The following is a 17,265-nucleotide window of genomic DNA, read 5'->3' as shown; positions in this document are numbered from 1 at the left end:
GGACCTGCCCCCCGCTCATAGCGCAAACCGCACGGTGCCCTGCACCACGCGCGCTTCGCCGGGATCGATGCCGCCGAACCCGAACCCCGTGTAGTAGCGCCGGTCCAGCAGGTTCTTCACCGACAGCCCCAGCACGGCCGGGCCAAGCTTGTAGCGCAGGCCGAGATCGACCAGCGCATAGCCGGGCAGCCGCGGGGAGGCCGGCCCCGACCCGTCCTGCTTCTCGCCGACATAGCGTACGCCGATCTCGCCGCTCCAGCGCGCGAGGCCGAGCGGCGCGCCGCCCAGCACGAGTTCCCCGCTCGCGGCATGTTCGGGCACGTTGTAGGGCCGGTTGCCGACATCGCCATTGAAGCTGCAGCGGATCCTCGCATCGATATAGCTGTAGGCGGCCGAAAGCCTCGCCCAGGCGGCGAGGCGCGCGGTCCCCGCGAGCTCGATGCCGCGATGCCGCTCCGCGCCGATCACGCGGCTGAAGCCGGGATTGCCGGGATCGCTCTGCACGACATTGGTCTGGTCGAGTTGGTAGATCGCCACCGTCCCCCGCAAGGGCGCGGTGTCCCGGCCCAGCTTGACCCCGAGCTCGACCTGCTCGCCCAACGCCGGCGGCGGGGTGCCGCCCCCGGTAAGCGGATCATAGCCGAATTGCGGCTGGAACGAACGCGCATAGCTGACATAGGGATTGATCCCCAAGGGGCTGAGCCACATCGCCGCGCCGTTCCACGTCACCTTGTGATCGAGCTGGCGTGACGTTCTGCCATCAAGCGTGCTGGTACTGACATTCTTCACGCTGGACCAGCGCAGCCCGCCGGTCAGCACGAACCGGTCGGCAAGCGTCCCCCGGTACTGGCCGTAGATCCCGAGCTGATCGAGCTGGCCGGTGGAGCCGAACAGCGGGCCGGTCGGCGTCGGCGCGCCGCCATAAACCGGCGCGAAAGGATTGATCGGGGGCAGGTCGAACCCGTCGCCCGCGCTCGACGAGCGATAGCGGCCATAGTCAACACCAATAAGGAGCCGGTGCTGGACCGCACCGCTGCGCCCGGTGATCTCCACCTGGTTGTCGAGCGCGAGATTGTTGAACCGGCCGCGATAGTCAAAGCCCGAAAGCACGGCGACCTTCGGATCGCCGCCCGAATAATCGGTCGACTGGATCGGCCCCGTCACCTTGTAATCGAGATAGCGCAGCTTCGAGCGCAGCCGGACGCTGGGGGAAAAGCGGTGTTCAAGAAGATAGCCGATCTGCCATTGCGGCGAGGACAGACGGCCAAGGCCCGGTTCCCCGACAAAGCGGCTCATCGGGATTGTCCCTTCCGGCGTCGCGACAATGGTTCCCAGCGCCGGCAGCTCGCTGGTGCGGCGATAGCGGTCGTACTGATAGAGGCCGATCACAGTCAGCGTGGTCTCGCTGCCGGGGCGCCAGGTCAGCGATGGCTGCAGAAACACGCGCTCGGCACCGGCAAAGTCCTGGCTGTCGTCGCGCCGGGAATAGAGCGCCGAGATCCGGCCCGAAAGCGCGCCGTCGCCCGCAAGCTTGCCGCCCGCGTCGATCGCTACGCGCGCAAGGCCGAAGCTGCCCGCAGTCGCCTCTCCGGCGAGGATACGCTCGGGCCCCGCAATCTTGCTCACCGAATTGACCAGGCCGCCAGGCGCGATCTGGCCATAGAGCACCGAGGCCGGCCCCTCGAGCACCTCGATCCGTTCGAGCCCAAACACCTCCTGCTGCTGCAGATAGCCGGGATCGAGGCTAAGCCCGTCGCGGAACTGGAACTGGGACTGATAGAACCCGCGGATCTGGAACTCGTCATAACCGGCGCGCCCGGCCAGCTCGGCCTGCACCGCCGGCAGATAGCGCAGCGCCTCCTGCACCGACTGGGCCTGGCGGCGGGTGATCGTGTCGCTGCCGATCGCCGTGATCGATTGCGGCGTCTCGGCAAGCGGGACATCGAGCTTGGCGACCGTGCCGGTCACGACAATGGCGCTGTCTGCTGGCACATCTTCGGCCATGGCCGGTGTTGCCGAAACGAGCGCGGAGGCGAGCGCAATGAGAGGAGATTTCATCGTAAGGATTTCCTTGAGTTGGGAAAGCTTCAGCCGGCCAGCGCCTTGAGCTTGGCGAGCGCGGCTGCGTCGGGATCGTCGTGGCCGATGATGTCGGCGAGGTGGCCCTTGCCGCTCATCATCAGCACGGCGGCGCTGTGATCGATGGTGTAGTCACCGCCGGTGAGGCCGCCGAGCGCCGCGATGGGGACGAATAGCGGGCCCTCCAACGCGGGGAGGATCGCTCCCGCGAAGGGCGCCAGCGCCGTCACCGCGCTGCGCGCTTCGTTCGAGAGATGGGACCGATTTTCCCGCATCTGCAGGATCAGGGGTGTTGATGCCGCCTTGGCCCCTTGGCCATGCTCGGTGGCCCCGTTCGGGCGAACAGCGCAGAATCGTGTACATCGCGAAGGCACTCCGGCCTCAATCGCCCGGAACAGCTTTCCGGGCGGGCCGACCCCGAGCCACGCAGACCATGCGTTTGTAGAGAGCCGGCCGGATCTGACGGATGGCCTGCGTGTGGGCAGGCCGATGGTCCGGCGTGGCGCCGGACCCGGTTGCGTCAGGCGAGGGCTGGTGGACCGCGCAGCGGCGGGCGCAGATAAGAAATGCGGCGCGGCGCAGGCAGCGCGAGCGCGGCAAAGCCGGTGGCCAGAATGAACAGCAGCGCGAGCGCAAGCTGGATCGGATCAGCCCCGGCAAGGCCCGCGAACGAGAGCGCGCCATAAGGGCACATGCCGTCAGCCTTGCTGTGCTTGCCTGCCGGTTCGCCCTTCATCGGAATGGCGATATCGCGGGCGTTCAGGGCATTGTGAGCTGCCGCTGAAAGCTGGGCATCGTCGCAGATGCGGATTGTCAGAACCTTCGATTCCGCGCCGACCATATAGCCTGCCGGAACGATCGCCTTCATCGCGAGCGCCAGAGCCATCAGGGCAAATGCCATGGCCCGATAGCGAAGGAGGAAGGTGCGCAAACCGCTCATCTTGGGGCCGCCGATACGCGCATGGAAGGGTTTTGTCATCCCGTTTTGGGGGAGCCTCTGGGCTGCAAGGAGATTCCGCGCAAGCGGCAAACACGCAGCGCGGATCGGGACCAATCTGCGCTTGATTGGCAATGTGCAGGCTCCAGTTCGCTTGCGATGCTCCCCTGGGACGGCCCTTGGGCGGGCGTTCCACTGAAATGAACCAAACCGCAGAGCACCATCCCGCATCGCACTTCTGACGCCAAAGCGCTCTTCCTGTCCTGTTTGCTCAGGCGCAGGCACAATGGCCATTCGGGCCAGCGCCTGAGGGCAACCAGAGGTCCCCCCGGACCAAAGGTTCTTAAGCTGTTTTGTCCACGTTCCAGGCACATGGAACCACGCTGATCGAAAGGGAGAAGGTAAGCACACCGTACGCGACTTGTCGCCAGACTTAAGAATATGAAAATAAAAAAATGTCAGGTTTCTCTCGCTGTTTGTCGCAACTCAAGTAGAGTGACTTCAGGGCTTGCAGTGCTGTGCAATGTGCATGGTCCGGAACACGAAACGCAGGAACAGCGTGCCATTTGAAGCCCGTGAATGGGCCGAACTTGAGACTTGCTTTACGGTGCGGACGGTTTGCCCCACTTCCCCGTACGAACCGCTTCCATTGGGCTAGGCACCCGTTGAAATTCACCCGCCTCCGCCTTCCTGATTGCCGTCACGTTCTCCGCGACGCCCGACAGTGAGGGCGCGGCAAATCGGCCCCAGGCGTCCATCAGCGCGTGGCGCAGGTCGCGCAGATCGCTGCGGAGGTAGGCCTGCTCGGTCGCGGTGCCGACCTTGTGCGCGAGTGCCATCTCGGCGACCATGGCGGGGATTGTCGGGCAGCGCTCTGCAGCGAAGTCGCGGAAGGTGGAGCGGAAGCCGTGGACCGTTTCATCCCGCCCAGCCGTCCGCAGCGCCTTTGTGAGCGACATATCGGAGAGCGGGTTCTTTCAGACCGGGGAAGATCAGACCATCCCGCAGAGCCTCGTCCGGCTTCCATTGCTTCAGCAAGGCTACCGCTGCATCCGAAAGGGTGACGACATGGCCCTTGGCCATCTTCATCATGGCGGCCGGCCGGGTCCATGTGCGTGCCTCGAGGTCGATCTGTGCCCACGTGGCGTTGCGCACCTCGCCGGATCTGGCGGCTGTCAGGATTGCAAACAGCACGGCGAACCGGCTGGCCGTGGCCTCCTTGCCGAGCTCATCCGCGAAGAAGGCGGGGATCTGTGCAAACGGCATGGCAGCAAAGTTCTTGCCCTGCTCCTGCTTCGCGAGACCCGAGCGCAGTTCCCGCGCGTCCGGCAGGGCTTCCCTGCGCCATCCGCGCGCCTTCGCGAAGGCCAGCACCTGTCCGATGCGGCTGCGCACTTTGCGGGCCATCACAGGCTTGCTTGTCCAGATCGGTGCCAAGGCGGCGATCACGTCCGCGCTGCCAATGACGTCGACCTTCGCGGTGCCGAGCTTGGGCACCGCATGTTCCTCCAGCGACGCAAGAAATGCCTTGGCCGTGCGATCCGACCAGCCCGACTTGAGCGTCGCGTGTGCCTCGGTGACAGCAACCCCGAATGTCGGTGTTGCGCGCCGCTCGCGATCGCGTTCCGCGATAGGATCGGCGCCGGCCTTGGCCAGCTTCCGAAGTGCGGCGGCTTTCTCCCGCGCCTCCGCGGGCGAAAGAATCCGGCGAAGCATCAAGGGCGTTTCATCGATCTCGCCTCTATTCCGCCCCGCGCCAACGATGTCGGCCGCACCAAGCCCGATGTCGCGCCGGCGCTGGCCGTCCTTGATGCGTAGGACCCAATTGCGAGCACCAGTCGGCGCGACGATCAGGAGTAGGCCAGCACCGTCCACAAGGACACGCTTGCGGCGCTTGCCGTCCGGGCCGACGCCCGGCTTCGCATTCCTGACTTGCAACACCGTCAGCTTGCCCATGGCTTCCCCACTTCTTTCCCCACATTTTGTGGCGGAAGTCGGTGGAAGAAGGTGATAGTCCTCGCGGGGCATCCATTTTCCAACACCCGGCAAGAAGTGCTGCGCTGAAAGAGGCGGGCGATCCGTCCTGCCGCGTTTGGTCAGGTATTCCTCGGCACCGCTCGGTCTTGCCGGACCTTCGGGTTGGCGGGATGGGCCGGTCCGCCAGTTCAGCAGCCCGGGCTGTCGTCCCGGCCATGCCCGCCGAAATGATGGCCGGCACGTTCCTTGGCGCGCTCGTATTCCTCGCGGTCGTTATCGTAGCGACGGTTGTCAAACCGGTCGTGGTCCTTGATGCCCGGCTTCGAGCTGTTCTCCCGTTCCGGCTTGCGCGGCTGGTCAAGTGACGCGCGGATGGACTCCTCATGGCTCGGGCGCAGCGGCGTCGCCACGCGCGGGGGTATGGCAAAGAAGGCCGGCAGGCTCATGCGGGGTGCGGGAAAGCTCTGCGCCGAGCGGCGCGCTTCAGCGTGCGCGGCGCTTGCAGCCAGCGATGCGGCGATCACAAGCGCAGGGGCAAGGGGCAGGGATCGGATTGGCGGCATTGTGGGGTCCTTCTCGTGTGGAGCCCCTGAGTATTGGCCCGGAGTATGTTGAAACTTCTTGTTAGGGCCGGGTTACCGATCATGGTGAAATTCGCCCTAAAATGCAGGCCTGCGCGCTTGAGACAGCCCGAATTTCCGGCCTGCCAGCCCACCGAAAGCACGTTAATTGCACCGCATCGGGCGCATCTGCGGGTAGCAAATTCTTAATGCGCGGGCATCGCCCATTGCGGTTTCGCGCAGCCCTTGCGACACCTTTCGGCCATGACCGAAGACGAAATCGCCCACGAGCTCTCGCGCCGCAAGTTCTACAAGGCCGAGCAGGAAGCCGGCTTTGTCGAAAGCCACGAATACGTCACCCCGCAGCAGCAGGATCCGGCCTACCGGCTCGCCTTTCGCGATATCGACTTCCTGCTGCGAGAGGAGCTCCGCCCGGTCCGCTTCCAGCTCGAGCTGCTCAAGCCCGAGATGCTGCTCGACGAGGCGGGGATCGGCTCGACGCTGGTGATGTATGGTTCGGCGCGCATACCCTCGCCTGAGGAGGCGGATGCGGTGCGCGCGGCCGCAACGACACCGGACAAGCAGAAGGTCGCGGAGCGGCTGATTGCCAAGGCCCGCTATTACGAGGAAGCGCGCAGGCTGGCGCAGATCGCCAGCCGCAGCGCGGTGGTGGAGGACGGCAAGCGCCACTTCGTGATCTGCTCGGGCGGCGGCCCTTCGATCATGGAGGCGGCCAATCGCGGCGCAGCGGACGAGGGGGCGGAATCGATCGGGCTCAACATCACGCTGCGGCACGAGCACACGCCCAATGCCTATGTGACGCCGCACCTCTCGTTCCAGTTCCACTACTTCGCGCTGCGCAAGATGCATTTCCTGCTGCGCGCGCGGGCGGTGGCGGCGTTCCCGGGGGGCTTCGGCACCTTCGACGAGCTGTTCGAGCTGCTGACGCTGGTGCAGACGGGCAAGATGCAGCCGATCCCGATCCTGCTGTTCGGCGGAGACTTCTGGCGGCGGGTGGTGAACTTCGCGGCGCTGGCCGAGGAAGGGGTGATCAGCCCCGGCGACCTCGACCTCTTCCATATCGTGGAGACGGCGGAAGAGGCCTGGGACCACATCACCGCGTTTTACGGGCTGGATGTGGCCTAGCGTACGGCGCAGTGCCCCAACGGGCCATGGCCGGCGCCGAAGCCGGGCGCGGCCAGCAGCGCTGCGCGCACGAACTGCCTGGCCTCGCCCACGGCATCTGCAAGCGTTAGCCCCCGCGCCAGATGGGTGGCGATGGCGCTCGAAAGGGTGCAGCCGGTACCGTGGGTGTGGCGGGTGACGATGCGAGGTGCAGTCCATACGACGTCGTCCTCGCCAGGCACGGCCAGCCGGTCGGTGACGTCCGGCCCTTGCGCATCGCCGCCCTTGCCCAACCAGGCGATGCCGCGCGCGCGCAGCGCCGCCTCACCGCCCAGCGCGGCGAGTTCGGACACGTTGGGCGTCGTCAGCGTGGCGATTCGCATCAGCCGCTCGAACGCGGCAATCGTGGCGTTGTCTGCCAGCGTAGCGCCGCTGGTAGCGATCATCACCGGATCGAATACGACAGGTACGGCGAGCCGCTCAAGCCGCTCGGCCACCACGGCGGCGATTTCGGGCGAGCCCAGCATACCGATCTTCACGGCATCGACGCCGAGATCGCCGGTGCAGGCATCGATCTGCGCGGCGACCATCGCGGGGCTGGCGGCCTCGACCATTGTGACACCGCAGGTGTTCTGCGCTGTCAGCGCGGTGATGGCGGTCATCGCATAGCCGCCGAGCATGGTGATCGTCTTGATGTCAGCCTGGATGCCGGCACCGCCGCCGGAATCCGAACCGGCGATGGACAGCACGCGTGGTGGCGGCGTCATTTCGTCTTGAACTTCCGCTCGCTGGACGGCGGAAACTTCGCGTGGAGCGCCTTGGCGCGGCTGGGGCGGTCCATCAGTTCGCCGCCGCAATTGGGGCAGCGATCGTCGAGCGCCTCGGCGCACTCGGCGCAGAAGGTGCATTCGAACGAGCAGATGAAGGCGCCGGGGGACTCCGCCGGAAGATCGGTGCCGCAACGTTCGCAATCGGGGCGCATTTCCAGCATCGCAGTATCTCCTCAGGCGGCCTTGCGCACAGCGTCGCAGATCCTGTCGACCACCTGCTCCACTTCACGGGCGTCGTCGCCTTCCGCCATCACGCGGATCACGGGTTCGGTGCCCGAGGGGCGGATGACAAGGCGGCCCTTGCCAGAAAGCTGCGCCTCTGCCTCGGCGATCACCGTCTTGACGCTTTCGGCCTCGAGCGGCTTTCCACCGGCAAAGCGCACGTTCTTGAGCAGCTGCGGGACCGGATCGAACAGGTGCAGCGTCTCGCTCGCGGGCTTGCCCGAGGCGACCAGCGCGGCGAGGACCTGGAGCGCCGCCACGGTGCCGTCGCCCGTGGTGCCGTGGTCGGTCAGGATCATGTGGCCCGATTGCTCGCCGCCGACATTGTAGCCGCCTTCACGCATCTTCTCGAGCACGTAGCGATCGCCCACCGAGGCGCGCACCAGTTCGAGGCCGAGGCCATTGAGGTAGCGTTCGAGGCCGAGGTTCGACATAACGGTGGCGACCACACCGCCGCCGCGCAGCGCGCCGGCTGCATGGAGCCGCCCGCCGATCAGCGCCATGATCTGGTCGCCGTCGACCGTCTGGCCCTTCTCGTCGACCACGATCAGCCGGTCCGCATCCCCATCGAGCGCGATGCCGATATCGGCTCGCACTTCGCGCACGCGGGCTTTCAGCGCATCGAGGTGGGTCGAGCCGACCCCGGCGTTGATGTTCTTGCCATTGGGCTCGACGCCAATGGCGATCACTTCCGCGCCGAGTTCCCACAAGGCGGAGGGTGCGACGTGGTAGGCCGCGCCATTGGCGCAATCGACCACGATGCGCAGCCCATCGAGCCGCACGTTATGGGGGAGCGAGGCCTTGACCGCATGGATATAGCGGCCGCGCGCATCCTCGATGCGGCGGGCACGGCCCACGTCGTTCGCATCCGCGAGAGGCAGATCCTGCTCGAGCATGGCCTCGATCGCGAGTTCGTCCTCGTCCGAAAGTTTGAAACCGTCGGGGCCGAACAGCTTGATGCCGTTGTCCTCGAACGGGTTGTGGCTGGCCGAGATCATCACGCCGACATCGGCGCGCATCTCGCGCGTGAGGAGGGCGACGGCGGGCGTGGGCATCGGCCCGAGCAAGACCACGTCCATGCCCACGCTGGTGAACCCGGCCGTCATCGCGTTTTCCAGCATGTAGCCGGAAAGGCGCGTGTCCTTGCCGATCACCACGCGGTGGCGGTGATCGCCGCGCAGGAAGTAGGTGCCGGCGGCCTGACCCACCTTCATTGCGGTTGCTGCCGTCATTACACCGGCGTTGGTCCGGCCCCGGATCCCGTCAGTGCCGAAGAATTTGCGTGCCATTGCCTGAAACAAGTCCCTTTGCGGTGCGCCTGCGCGGCGCGGATTGCCATATGCCCCTACACGCTTAATGTCACCGCCCGATGAACCAGCTGATTAACGATACTTCATCGGGTGATGCCCCGGTCGATGCCAGCCTAGATGCGATGCACGATGCCCCGAGGGGCTTCGTGCTACCGCCGATCGCGCAAGTGCCCGCTTCGTGGACCTTTGCCTCGCTCGCGCTGGGGCTGGGCGGCGGCCTCGCGCTGGCACTGCTGGTGCCGCAAGCGCTTCCCGCCGTGCTGATGGTGTCCGAATCGGTTGGCGATCTGTGGCTGCGAGCCTTGCAGGCGACCATCGTGCCGCTGGTGGCGGCGCTGCTGTTTACCGGCACGGTGCAGGTCGTCGCCACCGCCAATGCGGGCGCGCTGGCGCGGCGCAGCCTGGGCCTGTTTCTGTTGGTGCTGGGGCTGAGCGCGCTGATCGCGCTGACGCTGACACCTTTCCTGCTAACCTTGATGCCGATCCCGGGCGCGGCGGGGGCGGCCCTGCGGGCCACGCTGGCCGCGCCGCCTTCGGGACCGCTGCCGGGCATGGCGGAATACTTGAAGGCCATCGTGCCGACCAATGTGATCGACGCGGCGGCGAATGATCGCATGCTGCCGATGATCCTGTTCGTCGCGGTCTTCGCGCTCGCCAGCACGCGGATCGAGGCGCGGCAGCGCGCGATGCTCGCGACGTTCTTCGCCGCGATTGCTTCGGCCATGCTGGTGGTGATCGGCTGGGTGCTCGCCGCTGCGCCGGTCGGCGTGCTGGCCTTGAGCCTGACGGTAGCGGCCAAGACCGGCTCTGCCGCCATCGGCGCGCTGGCGCACTATGTGCTGGTGGTAATCCTGACCGGTTCGGCGATCCTGCTGATCGGCTACCTCGTCGCGGTGCTGCTCGCGCGGCTTTCGCCGCTCGCTTTCGCGCGGGCGATGGTGCCGGTTCAGGTCTTCGCGCTCTCCACCCAGTCCTCGCTCGCCTCGCTGCCGGCGATGCTGGGGGCGTGCAGCAAGCTCGATGTGCGGCCTGCGACCTCCGAATTCGTCATGCCGCTGGCGGTCGCGCTGTTCCGCGCTACAAGCCCGGCGATGAACCTGGCGGTCGTGGTCTATGTGGCGAAGTGGTACGGGGTGCCGCTTTCGCCCGCGATGCTTGCTTCGGGATGGATCATGGCGATCCTCGTTTCGCTGAGCTCGGTCAGCCTGCCCGGCACGATCAGCTTCATCGCCTCGGTCGGCCCCATCGCGATTGCCATGGGTGTGCCGGTGGCGCCGCTGGCGCTGCTGGTGGCGGTGGAAGTGTTGCCCGATCTGATGCGCACCTTGGGCAATGTGACCTGCGATGTGGCCGTGACCGCGGCGGTGGACCGCCGCGACCGGCCGAGCTAGGGTCTGTTTCAGTTACACTGAAACGGTTGCGGCACCAGCCGACTCCCCCGCCCGGCCATCCATAGCGTACAATTCCCTCGGGTGGCCGGGCGGGGAGTGGGCTGGTACCGCTTCCACGCAAATGGAACAGACTCTGACCGGAACCGGCTAGCGGCTGAGCCCCGATCCGGGCCGGAAAAGCGGCTCGCCCAGCAGGAAGCCGATCACGTTGGGCCGCCCGAGATTGTCGAGCATCGCCTCGATGATCAGCAGGATCGGCACCGACAGGAGCGCGCCGGGCACGCCCCAGATCCACGAGAAGAAGCTGATCGCAACGAGGATCGCGACCGGGCTTACCGTGAGGCGGGCGCCGAGGATGGCGGGCGTCACGAAGTTTGCCTCGATCGCGTGAAGGCCGAGGAAGGCCAGCATCGGCACGAAGCCCACGGACACCGAGCTGGCCGTTCCGAGCCCGACCAGCCCCAGCAGCGCCATCATCGCAAGCGGGCCGATGTAGGGCAGGAAATTGAACACGAAGGCGAGGCCGCCCCACATGATCGGCGCACTGAGCCCGAAGGCATAGGCGCCGCCCGCGACGATCACGCCGATGCCGAGGTTTATCAGCGCGACAGTGAGTAGGTAGCCCGCCACCCGGTCCTGCACATCGCGCATGACGCGGGCGATGCGCACCGAGGCATTCGCGCTGTGGGCGCTCTGCGCAAGGCGGCGCTGCACGCGCAGGCGCGTCTCGATCATAAAGAACGTCATCAGCAGGGTGACGAGCACTTCGAGGACCACGCTCGGGGTCGCGAAGGCGACCTGTTCGATCACCGAGGGGCTGGCCAGCACGACCTCGCGCGGGCTGTGGCCCATGAGACGGGCGAGCTGGCGGTTGAAATCGTTGATCCACGCCAGATTGCCGCGCCATTCGGCGAACCGGCGGCTGACGACAGCCAGCATGTCCGGCACCTGATCGACCATCGCGAAAGCCGGCTGAAGGATCAGCCCGAGCGCTGCGACGATCCCGCCTGCCATGATGAGAATGGCAAGCAGCGAGGCCAGCATGCCGGGCAGGCCGATACGGCTCAGCCGGTCGGCCAGCGGAGCGAGGATGATCGTGAAGACGAGCGCCGTGACGGGCGGCAGAAACACCACCGAACCGATGGAGAGTACGAACGGCAGCGCGAGGAACAGCCCGGCCATGAGGAGCAGCAGGATCGCCGATTGCAGCCGCTCGCGCGTATCGCCCGCCCATTCATCGGGCAGGCGGGGCACCGCGGCAGCAGTTTCAAGATCGGGATCGGGCATATCGGCCATCTCGGGCCGTTATCTGGACCCCGCGTGTGGCGGGATCAAGGCGTCTCTTCGGCCAAGCGCGCGAAAGAGCGCGCTTGGTGCGGTACCGGCCAGCTCCTCCGCCATGACCGAACCGGCAAGGTTCGCTTAAAGCCCCTTGCCGTAGATCACGTATTCCTTGTTGACCTTGCTATCGATGGCATCAGCGATGGCGACCATCCCCTGGTTGTCATCGAGGATCCAGCCGATCTCGCCGCGCGTCGAACCATAGCGCGTCACCGAATTGCGGCGGATGTATTCGATCATCATGAAGGCAAGCTGGCTGGCAAGTCGCGAGGCCTGAAGCCGCTTGCGCACACCCATCAGCGGCACACGCATCGTTCGTACGCGGGGGTTGCGCAGCCACAGGAGCAGCTTGGCCCAGTTGAACGGGAAGAGCGAGCCGCCCATATGTTTCAGCACTTCGTTGAGGTCGGGCAGCGTCATCATGAAAGCGACCGGCTCGCCGTCATATTCGGCGACCATGATGAGATCCTCGCGCACGATCGGTTTGAACTTCTTGCCGGCATAGGCGATCTCGGTATCGGTGAAGGGGACGAAGCCCCAGTTGTCCGACCACGCATCGTTGAGGATGTCGAGGATCAGCTTTGCCTCTGCATCGAACCTGCTCTTGTCGACGCCGCGAATGCGGATGCGCGGGTTCTTCTCGCCCGATGCAACGATGCGCTGGATCAGCGGCGGGAATTCCTTGCTGATATCGAGCTCGTAAGTGAGCAGCGACTTCGCCGGGGTGTAGCCCATCGCCTCGATGTAGGCCGGATAGCGCTTGCTCTGGTGGCCCATCATCACGGTCGGCGATTGTTCGAAGCCGCGCACGAGCTGCCCCGGCTCTTCCCAGATCGACATCGAGATCGGCGCAAGCACGCGGGTCATGCCCTTTTCGCGCAGCCACGCCTCGGCGCGGGCAATCAACGCATGGGCCGCGGCCTGGTCCTCTGCCTCGAGCAGGCCCCAGTTGCCGGTGCCTGGCCCCATGCCCTGCGCCGGGTCCATGGCAACCGCGAGGCGGTCGATATGCGCCGATATGCGCCCGACGATCCTGCCGCCGCGCCGGGCGAGGAAGAGCTGGACGTCGGCGTGTTCGAAGAACGGGTTCTTGCCCGGGGTGACGAGTTCGATCGCTTCCATCCGGAGCGGCGGCACCCATGCGGGATCACCGGCATTGATGCGGTAGGCATAGTCCACAAAGGCAGTGCGATCGGCCTTGCCGGATACCGGGGTGATGACTACTTCGCCGCTGCTGTCTGGGGTTCCGGCCACGATCTTGCCTTTGTTTGGAAGTATTCGGGAAAAATGCAGGGCTTGCCTGCGTTGGCCCGGGCCGGATTGTCAAGCCGGACACGTCTCAAAGGGTCTCTGGACAAGCCGCCTCAGGTCAAACAGGAACAGTCGCATGCCCGCCTCCACCTCGCTCGAAAAGGCTCCGCAGCCGCTGGCCGCCGCGCCCGGCGATGCCGCGATCCTCGCGCGCACGCCGGACGACAAGGCGATGCTGCGCGCTGCGGTGGAGCTGACCCGCGATCTGGGCGAGGCCCGCCCCGCGATCTTCTGGCCGGACATGCTGGCCTCCGCCTTCACCGGCTATGCCGCGCTGGCGGGCGCGATCCTTGCCACAAACGCGTTGCTCGCAGCCGCCTGCGGCGTGCTGTCCGCCCTCGCGTTCTACCGTGCGCTGCTGTTCATCCACGAGCTTTCGCACATCCACCGCAATGCGCTGCCGGGCTTCCGCTTCGTGTGGAACCTGCTCGTCGGCATTCCGATGCTCACGCCCTCGTTCATGTATGAAGGTGTGCACCCGCTGCATCACGCGCGCACCCGCTATGGCACGGTGGAGGACCCCGAGTATCTGCCGCTCGCGCTGATGAAGCCATGGTCGTTGCCGGTCTTCCTGCTGACCGCGCTGCTGCTGCCCGTGGCGCTGCTGGTGCGTTCGGCGGTGCTGGTGCCGCTGGGCGCGGTGATCCCGCCGCTGCGTCGGCTGGTCTGGGCGCGTGCCTCGGCGCTGGCGATCAACCCTTCGTTCCAGCGCCGCCCGCCGGAGGGTGACTTCGCGCGGATGGTGTTCTGGCAGGAAGCCGGCGCTTCGGCCTGGGCGTGGTTCCTGCTCGGCTGGTCGAGCGCGCATGGCTGGCGGCCGCTGCTGATCGGCATTGCCGTGATCGCGATGGGCGCCGTGCTCAACCAGGCGCGCACGCTCGTGGCCCACCTGTGGGAGAACGAGGGCGAGACGATGACGGTGACGGGGCAGTATCTCGATTCGGTCAATGTGCCGCCGCCCGGCTGGCTGACCGTGCTCTGGGCGCCCGTCGGCTTGCGTTATCACGCGCTGCACCACCTGCTGCCAAGCGTGCCCTATCACGCGCTGGGCGAGGCGCACAGGCGGCTGACCGCAGAACTCGGTACGGGCTCGACCTACACCCGTTCGAGCTACGCCGGACTGTTTCCGCTGCTTGGCCGGCTGGTGCGCAGCACGATGACTGCGCGCTGAAACGCTACTCTTCTGTCCTGACCAGCACTGTTTCGCCGATCAGCAGGAACAGGAAGAACGGCGCCCAGGCCGCAAGCAGCGGCGGGTAACCGCCGAAATTGCCCATCGCGAGCGCGGCGTTGTCGACCACGAAATAGGCAAAGCCCAGGGCCATGCCGATCACCGCGCGGATGAACAGCATGCCCGAACGCGCCAGGCCGAACGCCGCGACCGCGCCGAGCAGCGGCATCAGCAGCGCAGACAGCGGTCCTGAAAGTTTGTGCCACCATTTGCCTTCGAGCTCGCTCGTGCGGTAGCCGGCGCCCCGGATCGCGGCGATGGACGCCGAAAGCTGGCTGATCGATTCGCCATCGGCATCGGCCTTGCGGATCACCACTTGCGCCGGATCGACGCTTTTCGCGAAGATCTGATCGGCGGCATAGGTCAGGCTGCGCGCGCTCTGGACGTCGAATCCCGCCGGCTTGGTGAAGTGCCAGCCGGGCCGCGCATAGGTCGCCTCGGACGAGCGCACGATCTCGGTCACCATCCCGGAGGGATCGCGCCGGTACCAGCTCACGTCGGTCATCCGCGTCGCGGCGCCTTGTCCTGTCACCGCGCGCGCATAGAGGAGGTTGCTGCCGTCCTGCAGCCAGACGTTCGCCTTTACCGCGCTGTCACGCGGGATCGCGCGGTAGTCCACCGCCTGCCACGCCTTCAGGGTGGCGGTCGAGCGCACCACGACCCGTTCGTTGAACGCAAAGGTGACGAGCGAGGTCAGCGCGGCGACCAGAAACAGCGGCGCCAGCACCTGGTGCGCCGACAGCCCGGCGGCCTTGAGTGCGATAACCTCGCTGTTCTGGTTGAGCGTCATCAAGGTGATGATCGTCGCCAGCAACACCGAATAGGGCAGGAAGCGGCTGATCAGCTGCGGAACCCGCAAGCCCGCATACGTGAGCAGTTCGCCCTGCCCGTTGCCCGGCGCGGCGAGGATGCGGCCACTTTCGCTGAGCAGGTCCAGCATCTGCAGCACGAGGACAAGCATCAGCAACACGGCGACAATCCGCATCGCGAACATGCGCCCGATGTAGAGCGTGATCGTGCGTGAGGGGAAGAAATCAAGCAGCATCGACGGCTCCCGACGCTTCCGCCGCGAGGGTCTTCGCGCTGCGCGGCTGGCGCGCGGCGAACAGCTTCATCACCGAGCGGCTGATCTTCGCAAAGCCCGTTTCCAGCGCGCCGATCGGCTGGCCGCCGGGAACATAGGCAAGCCGCCAGTACATCGAGGTGATCAGCGCCGCGAAAAGGGCGAAGGGGCCCCACAGCGCCAGCGTCGGATCGACCCGGCCGAGGCTGGAGACGTCCTGCCCGTACTCGTTCACCTTGTGGTAGGCGACGACCATCACGATCGAGACGAACACGCCGAGCGCCGAGCTGGAGCGCTTGGGCGGCACGGCCAGGGCCACTGCCAGCAGCGGCAGAAGGAACATCATCGCCACTTCGACAAGGCGGTAGTTGAGGCTCGCGATGCTCTGGTAGCGCGCCGCCTGGCTTGAATCCTTGCTCCAGCCGATCCGCAGCAGTTCCGGCAGGAAATACTCCCGGTCGCGCTCGCCGCGCCTGCGGAACTGTTCGATCTTGGGGAGGTCGATCGGCAGGTCATGCGTCGCGAAGGTCAGCACGCGCGGCGACGAGATGCCGGGCCCGTCCTGCACGATCTGTCCCTCCGACAAGCGCAGGATCACCGTATCGGGGTTTTCCTTGTTGGCAAAGAACTGGCCTTCGCGTGCGGAAATGACGAGGACCTGCCCGTCCTTGGTGGCGATCCGGGCGAAGATCCCGCGCAGATCGCGCCCCTCGTCGCGGCTGGCGTCGACACGCAGCGCGGTGCGGTCCTGCAGCGTGTTGAATTCGCCCACCTTGATCGAAGCGCCGAGCGCGCCCGAGCGCAGGTCGAACTGCAACTGCTCGTAGTAGTAGCGCGAAAGCGGCTGGAGATAGCCGACGATCACCAGGTTGAGCACCGCGAGCACAACTGTGAAGAGGTAGGGCACGCGCAGCAACCGGGTGTACGAGAGGCCCACCGCGCGCATCACGTCCAGCTCCGACGAGGTCGCGAGGCGGCGGAAGGCGAGGAGGATGCCCAGCATCAGCCCGAGCGGGATCGCGAGGCTGGCGTATTCCGGCAAGAGGTTCGCCAGCATCTTGAACACGACACTCACCGGCCCGCCCTCGGTCGCCACGAAGTCGAACAGCTTGAGCATTTTGTCGAGCACGAGCAGAGACGCCGCGATCACGAAAACCGCGCACATCGGCACGAACACGAGCCGGGCAATATATCGGTCGGTGGCGGTGATGAAAGGCAAGGGCTGGGCGGCTCACTGGACCGGGTTAAGGGTCCCGGTTAGCCCGGTTCCGGGGCCGGCGGAAGGTGAAAATGCTGGCGTGAGCAAGCGCCTCGTCGATGCAGGCGGGCGCTCAGGCGCGAATCAGGCCTTCTCGAGCGTGCACTGCAACGGGTGCTGGTTCTGCCGGGCGAAGTCCATCACCTGGTTCACCTTGGTTTCGGCGATCTCGTAGGGGAAGATCCCGCAGACGCCGACGCCCTTCTGGTGAACGTGAAGCATGACGCGCGTGGCCTGCTCCAGGTCCATGTTGAAAAAGCGCTTGAGCACCATCACGACGAATTCCATCGGCGTGTAATCATCGTTGAGCATCAGCACCTTGAACATGCTGGGCTTCTTGGGGCGCGTGCGCGTCTTGGTGGCGATGCCCACCTGGTCGTCGCCATTGCCCTCGCCGGGGCCCTTGGTCTCGTCATCGCCAGCAGCGCGCGCGGGCGTGCGCAGCGCGAAGGCGGCGCTATAGGCGGCAGGGCCCTCAGGGGCGCCGGGGATGGCTTTCATGCTCATGGCGTAGACCGGAATATCGCATTGCAGGCCCGTGCGTACAAGAGGCGGTTGAACACTTGGCCTCAAAGTCCAGATCGAGCCCGCGTCTGGCCGTGCTGAACGGCAACGGGCCGGACAGGCAAA

At 66.1% G+C, this 17,265-nt stretch carries 17 protein-coding genes; 3 read left to right on the top strand and 14 right to left on the bottom strand.

The features are described from left to right. Window positions 1-15 precede the first annotated feature (15 nt). From AQZ52_RS04490 to AQZ52_RS04465, 6 genes are all read right to left on the bottom strand, one after another. On the bottom strand, window positions 16-2,058 hold the full coding sequence (locus AQZ52_RS04490; RefSeq protein ID WP_067906751.1) for a TonB-dependent siderophore receptor: 2,043 nt from the start codon (window positions 2,056-2,058) through the stop codon (window positions 16-18). Between the two features lie 29 nt (window positions 2,059-2,087). After that, entirely contained in the window at window positions 2,088-2,354 is a 267-nt protein-coding gene (locus AQZ52_RS04485) for a thioredoxin domain-containing protein (protein WP_067906749.1), read from the bottom strand. Between the two features lie 245 nt (window positions 2,355-2,599). Continuing rightward, the gene (locus tag AQZ52_RS04480; protein WP_240481447.1) at window positions 2,600-3,058 is read right to left on the bottom strand and encodes a DUF2946 domain-containing protein; all 459 of its coding nucleotides are present in this window, start codon (window positions 3,056-3,058) and stop codon (window positions 2,600-2,602) included. Between the two features lie 560 nt (window positions 3,059-3,618). Beyond that, the gene (locus AQZ52_RS04475; protein WP_067906747.1) at window positions 3,619-3,975 is read right to left on the bottom strand and encodes a hypothetical protein; all 357 of its coding nucleotides are present in this window, start codon (window positions 3,973-3,975) and stop codon (window positions 3,619-3,621) included. After that, the gene (locus AQZ52_RS04470) at window positions 3,935-4,972 is read right to left on the bottom strand and encodes a tyrosine-type recombinase/integrase (protein ID WP_067906745.1); all 1,038 of its coding nucleotides are present in this window, start codon (window positions 4,970-4,972) and stop codon (window positions 3,935-3,937) included. The genes AQZ52_RS04475 and AQZ52_RS04470 overlap by 41 nt, the downstream gene beginning before the upstream one ends. 209 nt (window positions 4,973-5,181) lie before the next feature. After that, on the bottom strand, window positions 5,182-5,556 hold the full coding sequence (locus AQZ52_RS04465; protein ID WP_067906743.1) for a hypothetical protein: 375 nt from the start codon (window positions 5,554-5,556) through the stop codon (window positions 5,182-5,184). Between the two features lie 261 nt (window positions 5,557-5,817). Between AQZ52_RS04465 and AQZ52_RS04460 the strand changes: the two genes are divergently transcribed. Beyond that, on the top strand, window positions 5,818-6,699 hold the full coding sequence (locus tag AQZ52_RS04460; protein WP_067906741.1) for an LOG family protein: 882 nt from the start codon (window positions 5,818-5,820) through the stop codon (window positions 6,697-6,699). Here AQZ52_RS04460 and thiD read toward each other — a convergent pair. From thiD to glmM, 3 genes are read right to left on the bottom strand one after another with little or no spacing between them, the layout of a single operon-like run. Continuing rightward, window positions 6,696-7,445, bottom strand: coding sequence for a bifunctional hydroxymethylpyrimidine kinase/phosphomethylpyrimidine kinase (thiD, locus tag AQZ52_RS04455; RefSeq protein WP_067906739.1), 750 nt, complete (start codon window positions 7,443-7,445; stop codon window positions 6,696-6,698). The genes AQZ52_RS04460 and thiD overlap by 4 nt on opposite strands. Further along, complete coding sequence (locus AQZ52_RS04450; protein WP_067906737.1) at window positions 7,442-7,669, bottom strand: DUF1272 domain-containing protein; 228 nt, start codon at window positions 7,667-7,669, stop codon at window positions 7,442-7,444. Before AQZ52_RS04450 ends, thiD begins: the two co-directional genes overlap by 4 nt. A 12-nt stretch (window positions 7,670-7,681) precedes the next feature. Continuing rightward, a complete protein-coding gene (gene glmM / locus AQZ52_RS04445; RefSeq protein WP_067906735.1) occupies window positions 7,682-9,019 on the bottom strand; it encodes a phosphoglucosamine mutase in 1,338 nt (445 codons plus the stop codon). A gap of 80 nt (window positions 9,020-9,099) precedes the next feature. On the opposite strand from glmM, the gene AQZ52_RS04440 reads away from it, so the two are divergent. Further along, complete coding sequence (locus tag AQZ52_RS04440) at window positions 9,100-10,431, top strand: dicarboxylate/amino acid:cation symporter (protein WP_067906733.1); 1,332 nt, start codon at window positions 9,100-9,102, stop codon at window positions 10,429-10,431. 147 nt (window positions 10,432-10,578) lie between these two features. Here AQZ52_RS04440 and AQZ52_RS04435 read toward each other — a convergent pair whose 3' ends face one another. Next, window positions 10,579-11,727 (bottom strand): AI-2E family transporter, encoded by a 1,149-nt coding sequence (locus AQZ52_RS04435; protein ID WP_067906730.1) that lies wholly within the window; start codon window positions 11,725-11,727, stop codon window positions 10,579-10,581. A gap of 126 nt (window positions 11,728-11,853) precedes the next feature. Next, window positions 11,854-13,026 carry a hypothetical protein gene (locus AQZ52_RS04430; protein WP_067906728.1) on the bottom strand — a complete coding sequence of 391 codons (1,173 nt, stop codon included), beginning with the start codon at window positions 13,024-13,026 and terminating at the stop codon, window positions 11,854-11,856. 133 nt (window positions 13,027-13,159) lie between these two features. Between AQZ52_RS04430 and AQZ52_RS04425 the strand changes: the two genes are divergently transcribed. Beyond that, a complete protein-coding gene (locus AQZ52_RS04425) occupies window positions 13,160-14,254 on the top strand; it encodes a fatty acid desaturase family protein (protein ID WP_067906725.1) in 1,095 nt (364 codons plus the stop codon). A 4-nt stretch (window positions 14,255-14,258) separates the two neighbouring features. Here AQZ52_RS04425 and lptG read toward each other — a convergent pair whose 3' ends face one another. From lptG to clpS, 3 genes are all read right to left on the bottom strand, one after another. Further along, window positions 14,259-15,359: an LPS export ABC transporter permease LptG gene (gene lptG / locus AQZ52_RS04420; RefSeq protein WP_067906723.1), complete on the bottom strand. Its 1,101-nt coding sequence runs from the start codon at window positions 15,357-15,359 to the stop codon at window positions 14,259-14,261. Continuing rightward, window positions 15,349-16,596: an LPS export ABC transporter permease LptF gene (gene lptF / locus AQZ52_RS04415; protein WP_067906721.1), complete on the bottom strand. Its 1,248-nt coding sequence runs from the start codon at window positions 16,594-16,596 to the stop codon at window positions 15,349-15,351. Before lptF ends, lptG begins: the two co-directional genes overlap by 11 nt. A gap of 123 nt (window positions 16,597-16,719) precedes the next feature. Further along, entirely contained in the window at window positions 16,720-17,136 is a 417-nt protein-coding gene (gene clpS / locus AQZ52_RS04410) for an ATP-dependent Clp protease adapter ClpS (protein WP_420806446.1), read from the bottom strand. Window positions 17,137-17,265 lie beyond the last annotated feature (129 nt).

Origin of the sequence: Novosphingobium fuchskuhlense (assembly GCF_001519075.1) — a bacterium.
GTDB lineage: Bacteria > Pseudomonadota > Alphaproteobacteria > Sphingomonadales > Sphingomonadaceae > Novosphingobium > Novosphingobium fuchskuhlense.
This window is presented reverse-complemented; position numbering and strand designations above follow the sequence as displayed.